Source organism: Photobacterium profundum (assembly GCF_003026285.1).
In the GTDB taxonomy this organism is placed as follows: Bacteria; Pseudomonadota; Gammaproteobacteria; order Enterobacterales; family Vibrionaceae; genus Photobacterium; species Photobacterium profundum.
The window spans coordinates 1-16,876 of the sequence record NZ_PYOD01000023.1; the positions used below are offsets into that span (position 1 = coordinate 1).

15 protein-coding genes and 1 tRNA gene are annotated in these 16,876 nt (G+C 42.0%); 4 read left to right on the forward strand and 12 right to left on the reverse strand.

All coding sequences use genetic code 11. The features are described 5' to 3' along the window. Positions 1-46: 46 nt before the first annotated feature. Positions 47-123, reverse strand: a tRNA-Pro gene (locus C9J48_RS25560). Positions 124-387: 264 nt separating this feature from the next. On the opposite strand from C9J48_RS25560, the gene C9J48_RS25565 reads away from it, so the two are divergent. Then, the gene (locus C9J48_RS25565) at positions 388-528 is read left to right on the forward strand and encodes a DUF3149 domain-containing protein (RefSeq protein ID WP_006232775.1); all 141 of its coding nucleotides are present in this window, start codon (positions 388-390) and stop codon (positions 526-528) included. A gap of 129 nt (positions 529-657) precedes the next feature. Then, positions 658-1,239, forward strand: coding sequence for a DNA endonuclease SmrA (smrA, locus tag C9J48_RS25570; RefSeq protein WP_006232774.1), 582 nt, complete (start codon positions 658-660; stop codon positions 1,237-1,239). 104 nt (positions 1,240-1,343) lie between these two features. On the opposite strand, the gene C9J48_RS25575 is transcribed toward smrA, so the two are convergent. The 5 genes from C9J48_RS25575 to C9J48_RS25595 form a co-directional block, all read right to left on the reverse strand. After that, positions 1,344-1,958: a LysE family translocator gene (locus C9J48_RS25575; RefSeq protein ID WP_006232773.1), complete on the reverse strand. Its 615-nt coding sequence runs from the start codon at positions 1,956-1,958 to the stop codon at positions 1,344-1,346. A 55-nt stretch (positions 1,959-2,013) separates the two neighbouring features. Further along, a complete protein-coding gene (locus C9J48_RS25580) occupies positions 2,014-2,958 on the reverse strand; it encodes a LysR family transcriptional regulator (RefSeq protein ID WP_006232772.1) in 945 nt (314 codons plus the stop codon). Between the two features lie 10 nt (positions 2,959-2,968). After that, complete coding sequence (gene ybaK / locus C9J48_RS25585; RefSeq protein WP_006232771.1) at positions 2,969-3,445, reverse strand: Cys-tRNA(Pro) deacylase; 477 nt, start codon at positions 3,443-3,445, stop codon at positions 2,969-2,971. A gap of 218 nt (positions 3,446-3,663) precedes the next feature. Further along, the gene (gene ushA / locus C9J48_RS25590) at positions 3,664-5,337 is read right to left on the reverse strand and encodes a bifunctional UDP-sugar hydrolase/5'-nucleotidase UshA (RefSeq protein ID WP_006232770.1); all 1,674 of its coding nucleotides are present in this window, start codon (positions 5,335-5,337) and stop codon (positions 3,664-3,666) included. A gap of 278 nt (positions 5,338-5,615) precedes the next feature. Next, a complete protein-coding gene (locus C9J48_RS25595; protein ID WP_006232769.1) occupies positions 5,616-6,971 on the reverse strand; it encodes a Na+/H+ antiporter NhaC family protein in 1,356 nt (451 codons plus the stop codon). Positions 6,972-7,207: 236 nt separating this feature from the next. On the opposite strand from C9J48_RS25595, the gene C9J48_RS25600 reads away from it, so the two are divergent. Both C9J48_RS25600 and C9J48_RS25605 read left to right on the forward strand, forming a co-directional pair. Continuing rightward, on the forward strand, positions 7,208-9,088 hold the full coding sequence (locus tag C9J48_RS25600; RefSeq protein ID WP_006232768.1) for a methyl-accepting chemotaxis protein: 1,881 nt from the start codon (positions 7,208-7,210) through the stop codon (positions 9,086-9,088). Positions 9,089-9,322: 234 nt separating this feature from the next. Continuing rightward, a complete protein-coding gene (locus C9J48_RS25605; RefSeq protein ID WP_006232767.1) occupies positions 9,323-11,206 on the forward strand; it encodes a methyl-accepting chemotaxis protein in 1,884 nt (627 codons plus the stop codon). An 81-nt stretch (positions 11,207-11,287) separates the two neighbouring features. On the opposite strand, the gene C9J48_RS25610 is transcribed toward C9J48_RS25605, so the two are convergent. The 6 genes from C9J48_RS25610 to prfA form a co-directional block, all read right to left on the reverse strand. After that, the gene (locus C9J48_RS25610) at positions 11,288-12,544 is read right to left on the reverse strand and encodes an SLC5/6 family protein (protein WP_006232766.1); all 1,257 of its coding nucleotides are present in this window, start codon (positions 12,542-12,544) and stop codon (positions 11,288-11,290) included. A 307-nt stretch (positions 12,545-12,851) separates the two neighbouring features. After that, the gene (gene kdsA / locus C9J48_RS25615) at positions 12,852-13,706 is read right to left on the reverse strand and encodes a 3-deoxy-8-phosphooctulonate synthase (RefSeq protein WP_006232765.1); all 855 of its coding nucleotides are present in this window, start codon (positions 13,704-13,706) and stop codon (positions 12,852-12,854) included. 19 nt (positions 13,707-13,725) lie between these two features. Further along, on the reverse strand, positions 13,726-14,535 hold the full coding sequence (locus C9J48_RS25620; RefSeq protein WP_006232764.1) for a SirB1 family protein: 810 nt from the start codon (positions 14,533-14,535) through the stop codon (positions 13,726-13,728). A 2-nt stretch (positions 14,536-14,537) separates the two neighbouring features. Further along, entirely contained in the window at positions 14,538-14,918 is a 381-nt protein-coding gene (locus C9J48_RS25625) for a SirB2 family protein (protein WP_006232763.1), read from the reverse strand. Positions 14,919-14,930: 12 nt separating this feature from the next. Continuing rightward, positions 14,931-15,779 (reverse strand): peptide chain release factor N(5)-glutamine methyltransferase, encoded by an 849-nt coding sequence (prmC, locus tag C9J48_RS25630; RefSeq protein WP_006232762.1) that lies wholly within the window; start codon positions 15,777-15,779, stop codon positions 14,931-14,933. After that, complete coding sequence (prfA, locus tag C9J48_RS25635) at positions 15,779-16,867, reverse strand: peptide chain release factor 1 (protein ID WP_006232761.1); 1,089 nt, start codon at positions 16,865-16,867, stop codon at positions 15,779-15,781. Before prfA ends, prmC begins: the two co-directional genes overlap by 1 nt. Positions 16,868-16,876: the final 9 nt, after the last annotated feature.

Below are 16,876 nucleotides of genomic sequence, written 5' to 3' on the forward strand. Positions count from 1 at the left end.
CTTACCAGATTCATTCTATCCGACTTACATCCAATAGAAATAAGAGTGGTCGGTGAAGAGGGATTCGAACCCCCGACCCTCTGGTCCCAAACCAGATGCGCTACCAAGCTGCGCTATTCACCGACATAATCAACAGGAGTGCTGTTGAGGTCGCCTATAATACTCAGCACGGGATATTAAGCAAGTTTTACAAGCCATTTTTTTTAATTCTAGATTCAGTTGCTCATCAATCGCACAAACTAGAGGAAACACCGTCACTTAAGTGATCTAAAACACATCATTAAAAACACAAATTAAACATCTTGCCAACCATTGATCTAAATCATCATAACGTTTTCATTCATTGATTATCTTGTAGCCACTAACCCACGACTTTAAGGAAAGCACATGGATTTTTGGTTAGATCTTCTATTTGGTAACGCTGTAGGGCTCTCTTCAATGATCGTCATCTTTATTACGCTGGGTTTAATGCTATTTTTTGGCGGCTACTTTGTTTACAAAGTGTTGTCAGCACCCTCTCCTCACTAGAGCCATTTCGCAATATATTTTACTTGCGCCAGGATCAACTTGTCGGTATTGATCCTGGGTTTATTTTATCTTTATCCTTCCCAGATTGACTCGTATAATCATTTCATCGCCCTTTAACGCCAAAGCATCATGTCAGATAATAATGAATTAGATCTCTTTCGAGAGATGATGGCCGATGTTTCACCACTCGAACAAGATCAAGTTGCAATTACTCAAAAGTATCAAATAACAGAAACACATTTAGTACGTCAAATAGCAGCTCAAACCCTTACTGAAAGTGATCCTGAATATTTATCACTTGATAATGTCATAATGCGAAAGCCTGAAGATATTATTGAGTTCAAACGAGATGGTGTTCAAGAAGGTGTATTTAAAAAACTCAGACTTGGAAAATACGAGATACAAGCTCGCTTAGATCTTCACCGTAAAACCTTAAAACAGGCACGAGATGAAATTCTACAATTTCTAAAACAATGCCAAGGCATGGATATTCGTACTGTTATTATCATTCATGGCAAAGGTGAGCGCTCTGATCCACCAGCAATGATGAAGAGTCATGTCGCAACATGGTTAGAGCAAATATCTGACATTATGTGTTTTCACTCAGCACTTCGACAGCACGGCGGTAGCGGTGCAATGTATGTAATGCTAAAGAAAAGCCCAGCCAAAAAACTCGATAACCGTGAGAAGCATCAAAAGCGCCAACATTAAGGCTTGGGTTAAAGCTGGATTCAATAAAAAAGGCTTTCTGAGTAATATTCCAGATAGCCTTTTTACTGTATGAATTTATATATTTAAATGCCTTTCACTGCTATCTATGCTTGAACAACTACACGAATAGCCAAAAGAATGAGTACAACACCTGATAATTGGTCGATCAATTGAGCTTTAGTACGCAACTTATCCAATACTTTCGGGTTCGATAATACAAAAGCAATAAAGGTATACCATAAACCATCGACCAGTAATGGTGTGGCTACAATAATGGAACGGCTGGTTATTTCAGTACCAACAGCAACAAACTGACTGAATAGCGCTAAAAAGAATAAAGCCAGCTTGGGGTTTAACAATGAAATCATCAAACCATCACGGGCCGCTTCACGTAAGCGTGCTTTTTTACCCGCAGAGAGTTTCGCTGCCACACCACCTTTCGAGCGCAGCGCATTTACCCCAAGGTAAGCTAAATAAGCAGCCCCTGCATAAGAAATAAATGTAAATACAGTAGGTGATTGCTTTAATACTACCGCTAAGCCTAATAAGGTGAGTAATGCATACACACCAACACCGATAGCATGCGCCCACGATGTAACAATACCATGTAGCCTTCCGCTCGCAAGGCTATGTTTAGCCACAACCGCTAAACTTGGCCCCGGCGACATAGCCCCCAACATACAAATCATTAATAATGAAAACCAAATACTCAGTGTCATGCTTTTGCTCCTCTTGCATGGCGATAAATTAACAAGCAATGGTCATAATTAGAAATCAAAACAATTCATCTCCCTCATGACTATTAATCATAGGCATTGAATACATAGAGCTTCGCATCGTGGTTAAAAGTAATGTTCGCATCCACTGATGGGACGGTTCATTATTATATTTAGGGTGCCAAAGTAACCAATATTTATGCTCGGGCACAGATATAGGCAGAGGGAAATAGGTAATAGGAAAGAGTTGCTTCATATTCACGGCAATATGCTCAGGGATCACCAATAACATATCAGAGCGACAAATAGTGTTAAGTGCTGAAGTAAAAAAAGGGACCGAAAGCTTAACTCGTCGACTTAATCCTTTTTCAGCTAAACACCTATCAACAAAGCTATCTTTATCTCCCCCACCAGTCACTGATGCATGATCATAAGACAAAAAATCATTTAATTGCAGTGTATCTTCCGTCGCTAGTGGGTGATCAGAACGCATCACACACACAGGATAGTCAGCCCCAATAGGTTCACCGCATAAACCATCAGGAATAGCAGATAGCATAGTAGAAACAAATTGAATATCGAGTTCAGCTAATTGTTCAAACTGTTTGGGTGACCACAGTTGATAAACGACGCTAACGAGTGGAGCGTGCTCGCGCAAATGCTCAACCACCTCGGGAAGAATGTATTGCGCGACATAATCAGAAGACGATAGCACCACTTTACCTTGCCAACATTCTGGTTGAAAGGTAACGGGCTCAAACAAACTATCACACCCAGCCAACAGGGAATCTAACTTCAGTTTTAACGCTTCTGCACGTGGTGTCAGCAATAATCGATTCCCCTCACGTATTAGCAAGGTATCGTTAAATACCTCACGCAATTGGGTTAACTGTCGACTCACTGCCGATTGGGTAATATGTAAACGCTCTGCAGTACGACTAACATGGCACTCTTCGAGCAGCACTTGTAAGGTACGTAATAAATTGAGGTTATGACTCTTCATCTATTTTCCGCTACTCTTTTGCAATCAAAGCAAACTGACCAGACGTTAGCGACAATAAATCGTTAGGTGCAAGTTCAATTTCTAAGCCGCGACGCCCTGCGCTCACACAAATGGTTTTTAACTGCTGGGCTGATGAATCTAAAAAAGTAGGTAGCCGCTTCTTTTGCCCTAATGGACTAATTCCCCCCACGATATAGCCCGTTGTTTTTTCTGCAATCTGCGGATCAGCCATTTCAGCTTTCTTTCCACCCGCCGCTTTTGCAGCTGCTTTTAAATCCAACATGCCAGATACTGGAACGATGGCTACCGCCAATTTTTTTGGATCGCCATTAAGCGAAAATAGTAATGTTTTGAAAACAAGATTCGGGTTTTGACCTAACACTTCAGCAGCTTCTAGACCAAAGTTAGTATTGGCAGGATCATGCTCATATTGATGAACATTAAAGTGAATCCCTCTTTTTTTGGCTAGCTCTATTGCTGGTGTCATTATCGCTGACTCCCTTATGGTGAATGACGATGCTTAAGCCATTTACTATATGCCTTACCACCAATCAACACCAGTAAAGACCAGTAAAGAGAGCCACTCTATCCAAGCACAACGGCAAACAATTACAACAGTAAGATATAAAAAACGACACCCTACGGCTTAATACTTATAGTAGTAAAAAGCCAATAGGATGCCGCTCTCATTAATCTGTATAGCGTTTATTTATAAACGATTTCACCTTTTGGTGCATAAGCGTTTACATCAATAGGGCTGTTAGCTTGCAGGAACTCTTTCAAGACTTCTGCATCTACAAAACCAGTATTCACGTAACCACTATGGTCAGCAATTTTAGGGTAACCATCGCCACCTGCAGCATTGAAGCTTGGGATAGTAAAACGGTATGTCGCATTAAGATCTAATGCTTTAGCACCAATCTTAACGTCATGCACTTTACCCTGCTCTACAACCATAGAAATGCCATAAAACTGCGCATAAGCACCAGAATCAACAGGTTTTGTTGCCACAACATTTAAGTAATCTAGGATTTCTGCGCCCGTCATGTCGGTGTAAGTTACGATATTGCCAAATGGCTGAACCGTTAACACATCTTTATACGTGATATCACCGGCCTCGATAGAATCACGCACACCGCCAGAGTTCATGACAGCAAAGTCTGCTTTGGCACGCTGCATGTGAGAAGCTGCGATCAAACGACCAAGGTTCGTCTGCTCGAAACGAACAACACTACGATCACCTTCTAACTTGCCGTTAGACTTGGCAATTTTAATGTTAAGTTGATCCTGACCTTTTTCTTGATATGGCGTTAAGAAAGACAGTACATCTTGATCTTCAGCGATTTCATCTTGAATAAAGACGCGCTTTTTAGATCCATCAGGCATTTTCACTTTTTTCTTCAAATTAACAGGGATCAGGTTATAGCTAACCATTTCCAGTTCGCCGTTTTGGAATTCAAAATCTGCACGACCAACATACTTACCCCATTCGTGAGCTTGAACAATCCACGTACCATTTTGTTGGTCTGGCTGACAAGCCTCACCTGGTTTGAAGTTTTTGTTGTACATATTTGGACCTTCCATACAAACGGGCTCTTGCGAGTGGCCGCCTACAATCATGTCCAAATCACCTTCATCAACATAGCGTGCTAACGCTACATCACCAGGCGCATTCACACCACGGTTGCCATTTTCATAATGGCCCATATGCGTTGCAGCAATAATCACATCAGGGTTTTCTGTTTCTTTTAGCTCAGCAATTAACTTTTTAGCCTCTGCTTTAGGATCACGGAAATCAATACCGCTGATATATTCTGGATTACCAATTTTCGCCGTATCTTCGGTCGTTAAACCAATGACTGCAATTTTAATCCCTTGCTGTTCAAAGATTTGGTAAGGCTGGAATAAACGTTTACCAGTTTCCTTATCATAAATATTTGCTGATAGCATTGGGAATTCAGCCCACGCTTCTTGCTTACGCAGTACATCAAGCGGGTTATCAAATTCATGATTACCTAATGCCATTGCATCATAACCCAGCATATTCATGCCTTTAAAATCAGGCTCTGCGTCTTGTAGATCAGATTCTGGTACACCGGTGTTAATATCACCACCAGATAGAAGCAATGCTGTACCGCCTTCAGCTTGCACTTCCGTGCGCAATTCATCTAACAGCGTTTTACGCGCTGCCATTCCGTACTCACCGTTTTTATTCTGCCAGAAACGACCATGATGATCGTTGGTATGAAGAATAGTGATCTTATACGTTTTATCAGCATCCCATGCTGGTGAGGCGATATCAGCTTGGCTTGCACAACCAGAAAGTACTGCAAGCAAAGCTGCGCTCAATGCTGTTTTGGCAAATAGGCGTTGCTTCATGGTTTCCACCTTAATCGTTTTTATTGATTTTATTCCACTGCCTGCACTCCCTTGTTATTGATTATTAACAAGGCATGCAGAATTTAACTTGCGTCAGTCTAAGTTAATTCATCAGCAGTTGCGGATTCATATCATCAATATGTTGGGTGGATCACTTTACATAAATGCAAAAATTACGCGACATACGCAACACGCATAAAAAAGCTCCGCAAATGCAGAGCTTTTGATATTTCTATAAATACTGTTAATTAATGAAAACAGTACAATGTCATTAACCGTTAAGCATTCGCTAATTGACGGTTAGGGTGCTTCAATAAAACCGCAATAACGGCAGCAATCGCTAAGAAGAAACAATAATAAGAGTGGCTAACCACTTCAAGTGGCGATAAACCAAATACCGACCCCAATAATAATGCTTGAGCACCGTAAGGTAGAACGCCCTGAACCACACAAGAGAATATATCGAGTAAACTTGCGCTACGACGAGGCGTTACACCATTCTCTTCAGCTAGTTCACGTGCAACGCCACCTGAAACAATAATCGCTACCGTGTTATTAGCAGTACAAACATTCGTTAAACCAACCAAACCTGCAATGCCGAACTCACTTGCTCGTAGGTTTTGTCCTTGCGAGTGATCTTTACTAAATACTCGAATAATACGGCTAATCATTTGCGTTAAATACGCAAGGCCACCTTGTTGGCGCATTAGCTCACTGATACCGCCAATAAGCATGGACAGTAAGAAGATTTCTTGCATATTGCCGAAGCCAGCATAGATGTCTTTTGCGTACGTCGATAAACTATAGTCGTCAACCGACACAAGGCCAATACCACCCGCTAACAAGATACCGATACCCAGCACCACGAACACATTCAGACCCGATACCGCCAACACTAAAATCGTAATGTAAGGCAATACTTTTAACCATTCAATATCACTCGCTGCAGGTACTTCAGTAACAGTGCTACTAAATGCGAACACCAAAATAGCAACAATTGCAGCAGGTAAAGCAATGCGAATATTCTCGCGGAACTTGTCTTTCATCTGACAGCCCTGCGAACGGGTAGAGGCAATAGTCGTATCAGAAATAATGGATAAGTTATCACCAAACATCGCACCACTCAGTACAACACCAGCCGTTAGCGCGACATCCATTCCTGCTGCTTGAGCTAACCCCAGAGCCACAGGCGCAACTGCCGCAATCGTACCCATAGAAGTACCCATTGCAGTTGCGATGAAAGCAGATATCACAAAAATACCCGGTAAGATCATACTTGCAGGAATCATTGAAAGACCAAGATTAACGGTCGCATCCACGCCTCCCGTTGCCTTAGCAACAGCAGCAAAAGCACCGGCTAATAGATAAATCATACACATTGCAATGATGTCGCTATGACCGACACCACGTAAAAACTGCTCGATTGCTTTATTTAATTTTTCTTTGCTCAGTAGCAGCGCAATAACGATCGCAGGTAATGCAGCAACAGGAGCTGGCAACTGGTAAAAGGCAAAGTCGACACCTTGCATAGTTAAGTAAGTTCCAACACCAATAAAGAGGGTTAGAAACACGCCTAAAGGCAACAGTGCAAGTGCTGATGGCTTAATGGTAGATTGTTGTGTTGTGTTCGACATGATGACTACAGGACATCTATTTTAGAATTTGTCATAGACTAAAACTTCCATCTATACGTGTCAACTTCTAGACGTCTAAACATCTAAATAAACGATTGTTACTGGTCATATCGACAACACGGCTCTTCGTCAATTCACATATCAATGAATTTTTCCTCACCGACATACACAGCAAGGTGCTTATATTGTATAGAACATGTAATATACCGTCACCAATACCATATAAAAAATTTAAAATGAAATTAACCCTCAAAACAAAGTTAATAGGCTCAATACTCATTGCTATTAGCATTATAGCGACAAGTCTGATCTGGCTTGCCTCACAAGAACTTTTTTCACAAACGAGAAATGGCATTTACTCCCGTGCAATAAGCCTCACCAATATTGCTACAGATAGCATTGGTTCTTGGCTTGATGACCATAAACTCATCATTCAAAGTACATCTAAAGTAACGGATATATCGCTATTACAGCCAGCAATGCTTCAAGCAAAACAGATTGGAAAATTTAACGATGTATTTTATGCCGACTTAACGGGTCAGCTATTTATTGCCGGACAAAACACCGCACTTAAAGGTTTTGATGCCCGACAACGAGAATGGTATAGCAAAGCCTTAAATGCTAACGACGTCATTGTTTCATCACCTTACATAGGTGCTGATAATGGGAAAACAATGATTACTTTTTCGGTACCCATTTATATAAACGGGCAAAAATCTGGTGTGATAGGGGCTGATATCCCATTAAATTCATTACAGAATAATATTAACAATTACGATGTTGGCGACAGTGCCCATGCAATGTTACTGACCAATAAAGGTCAAATTCTTGCCTACCCTGCTCCCAATTTAATTATGAATAAATTTACCAGTGTAGCTCCAGAATTAACACCAACCGCAATTGATGCAGCTATACAGAATAAGAGCATTGAAATCTACCAGCAGCAAGGCAAAGACAAACTTGTTTACTTTGATGCTATCGCCAATAGCAACTGGTTATTCGCCGTTGAAATGGATCGCGATACAGAAGAAGCCAGTCATCAACGTTTATTGCGCCAACTAATTATGACAGGAACCATTGCAACATTGTTGGCCATGCTCTTTGTTTCTTGGTTAATTAACTATTTGTTCCGCGATTTGGTTCGTGTCTCTCAAGCCTTAGCAGAAATAGCCAATGGAAAAGGTGATTTGACTCAGCGCTTGGAGCCCAATAGTGATGATGAAGTCGGTCAGCTTGCCATTAACTTCAATCGCTTTGTGAGCAATATGCATACCATGGTCAAACAATTAAACAAGGTATCTGCATCACTCAACCAACAGTCACATACAACCGCAGCACAGGCAGAAGAACGCAGCACGCGTATTCAGCACCAGCAAGATGAAATTAATATGGTCGCAACAGCCATTAATGAAATGGCGGCAGCAACGCAAGAGATCGCCCATAATGCTGAAAATACAGCAAAAACATCGAGTGAAACTGTCACAGTCGTTGAACACGGGGCAGCACAGGTTCACCAAAGCCAAGGGTCAATAGCCAATTTAGCGACAGACGTTAAAACCGCCACCGAGGTTATTGAAGAATTAAATACCCACGCACAAAGTATCAATACCATTTTATCGACTATTCAGGGTATTGCTGAGCAGACTAATTTACTCGCATTAAATGCGGCGATTGAAGCGGCACGAGCAGGAGAGCAAGGACGAGGCTTTGCTGTCGTTGCTGATGAAGTACGCGTACTTAGCCAGCGCACCCACGCGTCAACACAAGAAATTCAGCAAATGATTGAAACATTACAACGAACAACCACTCATGCTGTGGGTATCATGGGGGATAGCCGCCAATTAGCAGAAGCAACGGTTGAAGATGCGACAGCCTCTTCCGACAGTTTATCTCAAATCAATTCAGCAGTAGTCAACATCAGCGACATGGCTACTCAGATTGCCTCGGCGGCTGAAGAGCAATCTTCGGTAACAGAAGAAATCACTCGCAATACGGTCGGTATTCGTGATGTTTCTAACGAACTAGCCATTGAAGCAACGGAAGCCGCCCAACAAGCAGCTGAATTATCTGAACTATCACATCAACTGCAGCAAGAGATAAAACAGTTCAAGCTATGAATAAAATGACATAAATAACCCTAAAAAAGCCGATACTTATATGCATCGGCTTTTTTATGCTCAAATCTCGCCATTTATTTGACGGTTATGCCAAATGCGTCAAATAAAAAGCATAACAACGTATTGATTTTATAAACTATAAATGCTTGCTAGTTTAACGTGCAAAATGTAAATAATAGCTATAAACTTCGCCACCTTATTTTGAATTACTCCATTTTTCCTCTGAGACCAAAAATGAAATTATCATTAAAACAAAAACTCATTGGTGCCAGCTTATCGGCTGTTGTTGTTATGGCAACAGCGTTGACTTGGTTAGCTGCAAATCAATTATTCGACCAAACTCGTAGTGGTGTTTATGCGCGAGCGGAAAGCTTGTCAGCTGCTGCAACTGAAGGGATCTCCAATTGGGTATCGATTCGAACCGATATCGCGAGTGCATTTAATGACTACAGCACAGAAGAGAATGTTGTTCCTTTTTTACAACAAGCCCGTAAAGCGGGTGGGTTTGACGACATTTTTCTAGGTACCCCTACAGGTGGCATGTTCCGTTCACACCCTGAGCGTAACCGTGCAGACTATGATCCACGCACTCGCCCTTGGTATCGCGATGCGCAAAATGCAGGCAAACAAATTATTACAACGGCATACCTTGATGCCATTACGAATTCACTGCTAATTACAATTGCCGAACCAGTAAATAAAAATGGTAAGTTTATTGGGGTTGTCGGTGCAGACGTGCTAATTGATCAACTGATCAATGACGTCATTAGTCTTGAGGCCGGTGACAACGCCTACGCAATGCTAATCAACAAGCAAGATGGCACCTTTCTAGCGCATCCGAATAAATCGCTACTGTTAAAGCCAATTAACAATTACAGCAAAGAAATTAGCATGCCGGCAATTGAATCAGCTATTCAAGACAACCGCATAGAAGATGTGACGATTCAAGGTAAAGCCAAACTACTGTATTTCACGAATGTACCCGGTACAGACTGGATCATGGGCCTTGAAATGGACCAAGCGACAGAGGAAGCGAGCCATGCTTCACTACTTCGTCAGCTAATCATTACGTCTATTATTATCACACTCATGGTAGTGGGTGCAGTTGCCTCGCTTGTCGGCTTCCTATTCCGTGATTTGAGCCGCGTTTCAGATGCATTGGCAAAGATTGCGACAGGTGAAGGCGATCTGACTCAACGTCTTGAACCACGTAGTGATGACGAAGTCGGTCAGCTCGCGCATAACTTCAACCGCTTTGTCGGCAATATGCACGGTATGGTGAGCCGTTTAAGTGAAGTGTCAGCTTCTCTTAACCAACAATCACACATAACAGCTTCTCAAGCGGAAGAGCGTAGTACTCGCATTCAGCACCAGCAAGACGAAATCAACATGGTCGCAACCGCAATAAATGAAATGGCGGCGGCAACCCAAGAAATAGCTGGTAATGCTGATAATACCGCGAAAACCTCAGGTGAAACGGTTGAAGTCTCTGAACATGGTGCAACGCAAGTAAAACAAAGTCAGCAATCAATCAGTAGCCTTGCGGGTGAAGTTGAGACAGCAACGCAAGTTATTGGTGAGTTGAATACACATGCACAAAGTATCAATACGATTCTTTCAACGATTCAAGGAATTGCAGAACAGACGAACTTACTGGCACTCAATGCAGCTATTGAAGCTGCACGTGCTGGTGAGCAAGGTCGTGGTTTTGCTGTCGTTGCTGATGAAGTGCGTGTATTAAGTCAACGCACTCACGCTTCGACTCAAGAAATTCAACAAATGATTGAAACCTTGCAGCAAACGACCGGTCGCGCTGTTGGTATTATGGAAGATAGCCGTCACCTTGCTGAAACAAGTGTTGATGATGCTAATTCAGCGTCTGCTAGCCTATCGCAAATTAATACGGCGGTAACAAATATCAGTGATATGGCAACTCAGATTGCATCTGCAGCTGAAGAACAGTCATCTGTAACTGCCGAGATCACACGTAATACGGAAGGGATCCGCGACGTGTCTAACGAACTAGCAGTAGAAGCAGACCAAGCTGCACAGCAAGCAGCTGAGCTTTCAAACTTATCTCATGAACTACAGCAAGAAATTAGTCGCTTTAAACTGTAGAAATACATTTCAAGATAAGACAAACACAGAAAAGGCTTACCTCTTTGGTAAGCCTTTTTTAAAACAACATAGTAAGTGACGTTAAACCAAATTAAAGACTATTGCTGACACTGCCAATAGCCCCATGATTAAAATAAAGTACGTACTAAAATGATGGCGATACTGCTTTAATACCTCTATTTTATATACCGCGACCATTGGCATTACAAACAAAATCATGGCAATAATCGGCCCAGAAAATGCCTCCATCATGCCTAGAATACTTGGGTTTAATACTGCTGCGCCCCAAATACAAAAGAACATAAAAATAATCCCCAAGCGATCCATATTTTTATTACTGAATCGAGTTTGCTTTTGCAATAGTCCATTTAAGCTTTCGCGAGCACCAAGAAAGTGCCCTAAAAATGAAGATGAAATGGCAATAAACGCAATTAATGGCCCAAGTGCAACAATAAATTGGCTATCATGTACATTGGCTAAATACGATAACACTGAAACATTCTGTATTTTAGCTTCAAGTAATTGTTCAGAGCTCAAACTCAATACACATGAAAAAACAAAAAACAGTACAAAAGAAATCAACATAACTGACGTACGCTTTAAGATTTTCTCCGTTTTAGGTAAGGCATTATCACCATAATGACGACGCTGCGCACCAGCAAAGCTAGAAATGGCTGCAGCATGACTAAAAGCAAAAACAGTAACAGGAATAGCTAACCATAATGTTGTTGATAATTGGCCAATATCGAATGTATTCGACATTTCAGGTAAGTGCCAACTAGGCACCAAATATAATGATAAGCCCGCTAAAATAAATGCTAATGGATACACAATAACTTCAAATACTTTTAGCATAAACTTTTCACCAGCCAGCATCACCGAAATCATACCGAATACCAAGATACCAGATAGTACAATGCGTGAAGGTGAAGACATACCAAGCTGATTAACAATAAAACTATCAACGGTATTAGTTAGCCCAACCCCATAGATCAATAAAATGGGGAAAATAGATAAGAAATACAGAACGGAAATAATACGACCGGTTGACACACCAAAATGCTCTTCAACAACATTGGTAAAATCAGTATTCGCTTGAGATGAAGACAATACAAAGCGCGCTAAACCACGATGAGCAAAAAACGTCATTGGCCCTGCCAGCAACGCCATTACGACCAAAGGCCAAAAGCCACCAGCACCAATATTAATAGGTAAGAAAAGAATACCAGCACCAACAGCTGTTCCAAATAAGCTCAGCATCCAGCTTGTATCATGACGGTTCCAGCGACTCTGGCCAGTCGATATATTACTTGATGGTATTCCTTGAGATAATGACACGCTACACCCTACTAATTCAAAATTTACTATCGCCTAAGCATGGAGTAGCAGTATTTAATATCAAAAATGTGACACGACAGATATCACCCCATTACCAGCAACCATATGGTTGTATCAGCCAATATTCCCCACACGAATAAGTCATACATCCACAAATAGATTGCCAACTAGTGAAATCAACCAATTTTGTTATATTGGTGATATTTTATATAAACACACTAAATCGTTTAAAATAGAAACAAAAAAGGCTAAGCAGAATATTCTGCTTAGCCTTTCTTGTTAATCAACTCTCTACACAGTAGACGACTTAATTAATTTCAATCGCCTCAAAACCCTTGATCAAGTCATCAAGCTGCTTGATCTGGTTTAGGAATGGTTCTAGCTTATCCAATGGGAAAGCAGAAGGACCATCACAACGAGCTTGGTCTGGTGTTGGGTGCGCTTCCATAAATAGACCCGCAATACCCGTCGCAATACCTGAACGAGCCAGATCAACGGTTTGCTCACGACGACCACCAGATGCTGCACCTAATGGATCACGGCATTGTAGTGCATGCGTTACGTCAAAGATGATTGGGCTACCTTTTGATGCTTTTTTCATTACATCGAAACCAAGCATATCAACAACAAGGTTATCGTAGCCATGCAGCGCACCACGCTCGCAAAGAATCACATTCTCGTTATCACATTCAGCGAATTTCTCAACAATGTTACCGACTTGACCAGGGCTCATATATTGTGGTTTTTTCACATTAATCACGGCACCAGTTTTTGCCATCGCTTCAACTAGATCTGTCTGGCGGGCAAGAAAAGCAGGAAGCTGAATAACATCAACAACATCAGCAACAGGCTGAGCTTGATAAATCTCATGAATATCAGTGATGATTTTAACGCCAAACGTATCTTTCAACTCTTGAAAAATTTTCAAACCTTCTTCCATACCAGGACCACGGTATGAGTGCACTGATGAGCGGTTTGCTTTATCAAAAGAGGCTTTGAATACGAATGGAATGCCTAGCTTGTTGGTTACTTCAACATAATGCTCACAGATCTTCATAGCAAGATCGCGAGACTCTAGTACGTTCATACCACCGAACAAGACAAAAGGCTTGTCGTTAGCTACATCAATATCACCAACGCGAACAGTTTTTTGTTCCATCATGTTTATCTTCTCGTTTTAATTAGTGCAGGGTTAAAGGCTCTTCATTAAGCGCTTGAACCTGTAACTTAAGCAATTCAGCCGCTGGATCTTCAGGGCATTGCTCAATAAAATAAGCGTAATCTGTTGCTGCTGCATGGCTACAGTCTAATTGCTGATAGATATAACCACGATCTCTAATTTCATGGGGATCATCTGGGCGTAAAGATAATGCAAGATCACTACAACGCAAAGCATCGGTATAATGTTCTTCTCGCAAAAGGGCACTTTTTAATACCGTTAACCAACGCGCGAGAATATCTTTATTATCTGCGGTCGCTAAGTGCTCATCTTTCAGTTCACAAAATGGTCCTTTATAACCAATTAGCCAACCACGCAATGTACGCAAGCTAATATATTCGCCATCAAAAGGATTAATGAACTGCTGCTCACCATCATACCAATCAACTTTTAAAATATATTGAGTAGGAAAACCAACACTGCTCACGGGCAGTTCAAGATGACGGGCTAAATATAAGAAAATAGCACCAAGACTGACAGGGATCCCTTTTTTGCGCTCAAGCACTTTATCCAGTAATGCATTTTCAGAAGAAAAATACTGTTGCTGATCCCCCTGAAACCCCCACTCTCTGTAAAAGAGTCGAATTAACCCTTCCAAACGTAAATGAGGGTTCGGCTCATCCATCAAGGCATGTTCAGCTTCTTTTGCCAGTTGCTTCAACTGTTGGCGAATTCTGGCAGCCGGAAAACTAGGATCAATAACCGAGGTGATCTCTAAAGCACCTTCCACCAACGTCATTTGGTCTAACTCGTCATCATTAAACTGCAACATGATTATCCCAGAAGTGGTGTTTTCAATACCGCAAGCTTAGCCGCTAGTACTATCCAGCCTAATGCGCCAAAAAATGCGAATGTTTTAAATACTTTATTCTTACCCACGTGTAATGTGAAAACACCTAATGCAATATAAGCAAATACACACGTGATTTTTTCAGTTAACCAACCACCACCAGCAGTAAAAGGCATAAAACCGGTAATAAATATCAGCCCGACCCCCGTTAGCAGTAACACTGTATCCACCGCGTGAGGGGTGATTTTCAGGAATTTCTTTCCCAGTAACGGAGAGTTCGCCATCATCAAACAATAACGAACAATAAACAAAGATACACTCAGTGCAATAGCGACGAAGTGAAGGTGCTTTACTGATTCATACATAATATTTTCTCTCTATCCTTGCCAGCAACCTAGGGTGACTCGATCGAGCCCCGCATAGTCTTGCGCGGTTGAGACCAGGTGATAACCCAGTTCCTGTAAAATGTGCCGTACAGCTTCACCCTGTTCGAAACCGTGTTCCATTAGCAACCAGCCACCTGTTTGCAAATGTTGTCGACCTTGCTCACTGATAATTTGAATATCAGCTAATCCATTGTCATCTGCAATCAATGCCGTTTTCGGTTCAAAGCGTACATCACCCAACACCAAATGCGGGTCTGCTGCATCAATATAAGGGGGGTTACTCACAATCACTGCAAAGAGCTCATCGCTAGCAAGCGGAGTATACCAACTACCCGCTAAAAAACGCGCATTCTGTATATTAAGACGTTGACCATTTTCAGCAGCAAGTTCAGCGGCTTCAGGACGTAAGTCTATCCCTGTAACCTGAGCATCATTACGCTCAGACGCAATCGCTAAAGCAATCGCACCCGTCCCCGTACCTAAATCAAGAACTGTACATGCCTGAGTGGGTATTTTCTCTAATGCCACCTCAACCAAGCGCTCGGTATCAGGACGAGGGATTAACGTAAAGGGGGAAACCTTTAAAGGCAGCGACCAAAACTCACGTTCACCTAAGATATATGCGACAGGCTCCCCCGTAATACGTCGAGCAAGAAGCGCCTCAAATAGCGTGAATTGCTCATCACTTGGCTCTTTTTCAGGCCAAGTTAGCAAGTAACTGCGAGGTTTATCTAACACATGGCAAAGCAATACTGCGGCATCCAATTGCGGGCTATCAGAGCCCGCCTTGGTTAACTGCAACGTTGCCTGTTTTAACAAAGCATCGATGCATAATGGCATTAGTTTTGCTCTGCCATCGCAGCCAGTTCGTCTGCTTGGTGTTCTTGAATAACAGGTTGAATCAAGCTATCCAGATCCCCTTCCATCACTTCATTCAAACGATAAAGGGTTAAGGTGATACGGTGGTCCGATACACGTCCCTGAGGATAGTTATACGTACGAATACGGTCTGAACGATCACCTGAACCAAGTAGATTACGACGCGTGCTTGCTTCTTCTGCATGTCGTTTTTCTTCTTCAGCTTTAATAATACGTGCTGCAAGAACAGACATTGCCTTCGCTTTGTTCTTATGCTGTGAGCGTTCATCCTGACATTCAACCACAATACCCGTTGGTAAGTGAGTAATACGAATAGCAGAGTCAGTCGTGTTGACGTGCTGACCACCCGCGCCTGATGAACGGAACGTATCTATTTTTAGATCGCCAGTATTAATTTCAGGAATTTCCGCTTCAGGAATTTCAGGCATTACCGCAACAGTACATGCTGAAGTGTGGACACGGCCTTGTGATTCTGTCGCTGGTACACGCTGTACACGGTGACCACCAGACTCAAATTTCAATATGCCGTAAGCGCCATCGCCACTAACCTTCGCAATCATTTCTTTGTAACCGCCCTGCTCGGAACGGTTTTCATTGATCACTTCAATACGCCAGCCACGACGCTCTGCATATCGACTGTACATACGGAATAAATCACCCGCAAAAATACCCGCTTCATCACCACCTGCACCGGCACGAATTTCAACAAAACAGTTACGATCATCGTTAGGATCTTTAGGAATCAATAGCACCTGAAGTTCATCTTCAAGACGAAGAATATTTGCTTTTGATTCTTTAACTTCTTCTTGTGCCATTTCACGCATTTCAGGATCATCTTCTTTCGCCATTTCTTCTGCGGCTTCAAGATCATCTTTTGCGCCCAAATAAGCCTGGAAGCATTGCGTAATGTCTTCTAACTGAGAGTATTCTTTAGACAACGCTCGGAACTTGTTTTGATCACTGAGAATGCCTGGGTCGCCAAGCAAATGTTGAATTTCTTCGTAACGCTCAACCAGGGTTTCTAATTTAACTAAAATTGATGATTTCATAGGATCTTT

Coding starts and splice junctions, on each gene's coding strand:
- C9J48_RS25580 (WP_006232772.1), bottom strand. CDS start 2,958: ATGAAGAGTCATAACCTCAATTTATTACGTACCTTACAAGTGCTGCTC.
- C9J48_RS25620 (WP_006232764.1), bottom strand. CDS start 14,535: ATGTTGCAGTTTAATGATGACGAGTTAGACCAAATGACGTTGGTGGAA.
- C9J48_RS25575 (WP_006232773.1), bottom strand. CDS start 1,958: ATGACACTGAGTATTTGGTTTTCATTATTAATGATTTGTATGTTGGGG.
- C9J48_RS25565 (WP_006232775.1), top strand. CDS start 388: ATGGATTTTTGGTTAGATCTTCTATTTGGTAACGCTGTAGGGCTCTCT.
- prmC (WP_006232762.1), bottom strand. CDS start 15,779: ATGCCATTATGCATCGATGCTTTGTTAAAACAGGCAACGTTGCAGTTA.
- C9J48_RS25595 (WP_006232769.1), bottom strand. CDS start 6,971: ATGTCGAACACAACACAACAATCTACCATTAAGCCATCAGCACTTGCA.
- C9J48_RS25625 (WP_006232763.1), bottom strand. CDS start 14,918: ATGTATGAATCAGTAAAGCACCTTCACTTCGTCGCTATTGCACTGAGT.
- kdsA (WP_006232765.1), bottom strand. CDS start 13,706: ATGATGGAACAAAAAACTGTTCGCGTTGGTGATATTGATGTAGCTAAC.
- ushA (WP_006232770.1), bottom strand. CDS start 5,337: ATGAAGCAACGCCTATTTGCCAAAACAGCATTGAGCGCAGCTTTGCTT.
- C9J48_RS25605 (WP_006232767.1), top strand. CDS start 9,323: ATGAAATTATCATTAAAACAAAAACTCATTGGTGCCAGCTTATCGGCT.
- smrA (WP_006232774.1), top strand. CDS start 658: ATGTCAGATAATAATGAATTAGATCTCTTTCGAGAGATGATGGCCGAT.
- ybaK (WP_006232771.1), bottom strand. CDS start 3,445: ATGACACCAGCAATAGAGCTAGCCAAAAAAAGAGGGATTCACTTTAAT.
- C9J48_RS25600 (WP_006232768.1), top strand. CDS start 7,208: ATGAAATTAACCCTCAAAACAAAGTTAATAGGCTCAATACTCATTGCT.
- prfA (WP_006232761.1), bottom strand. CDS start 16,867: ATGAAATCATCAATTTTAGTTAAATTAGAAACCCTGGTTGAGCGTTAC.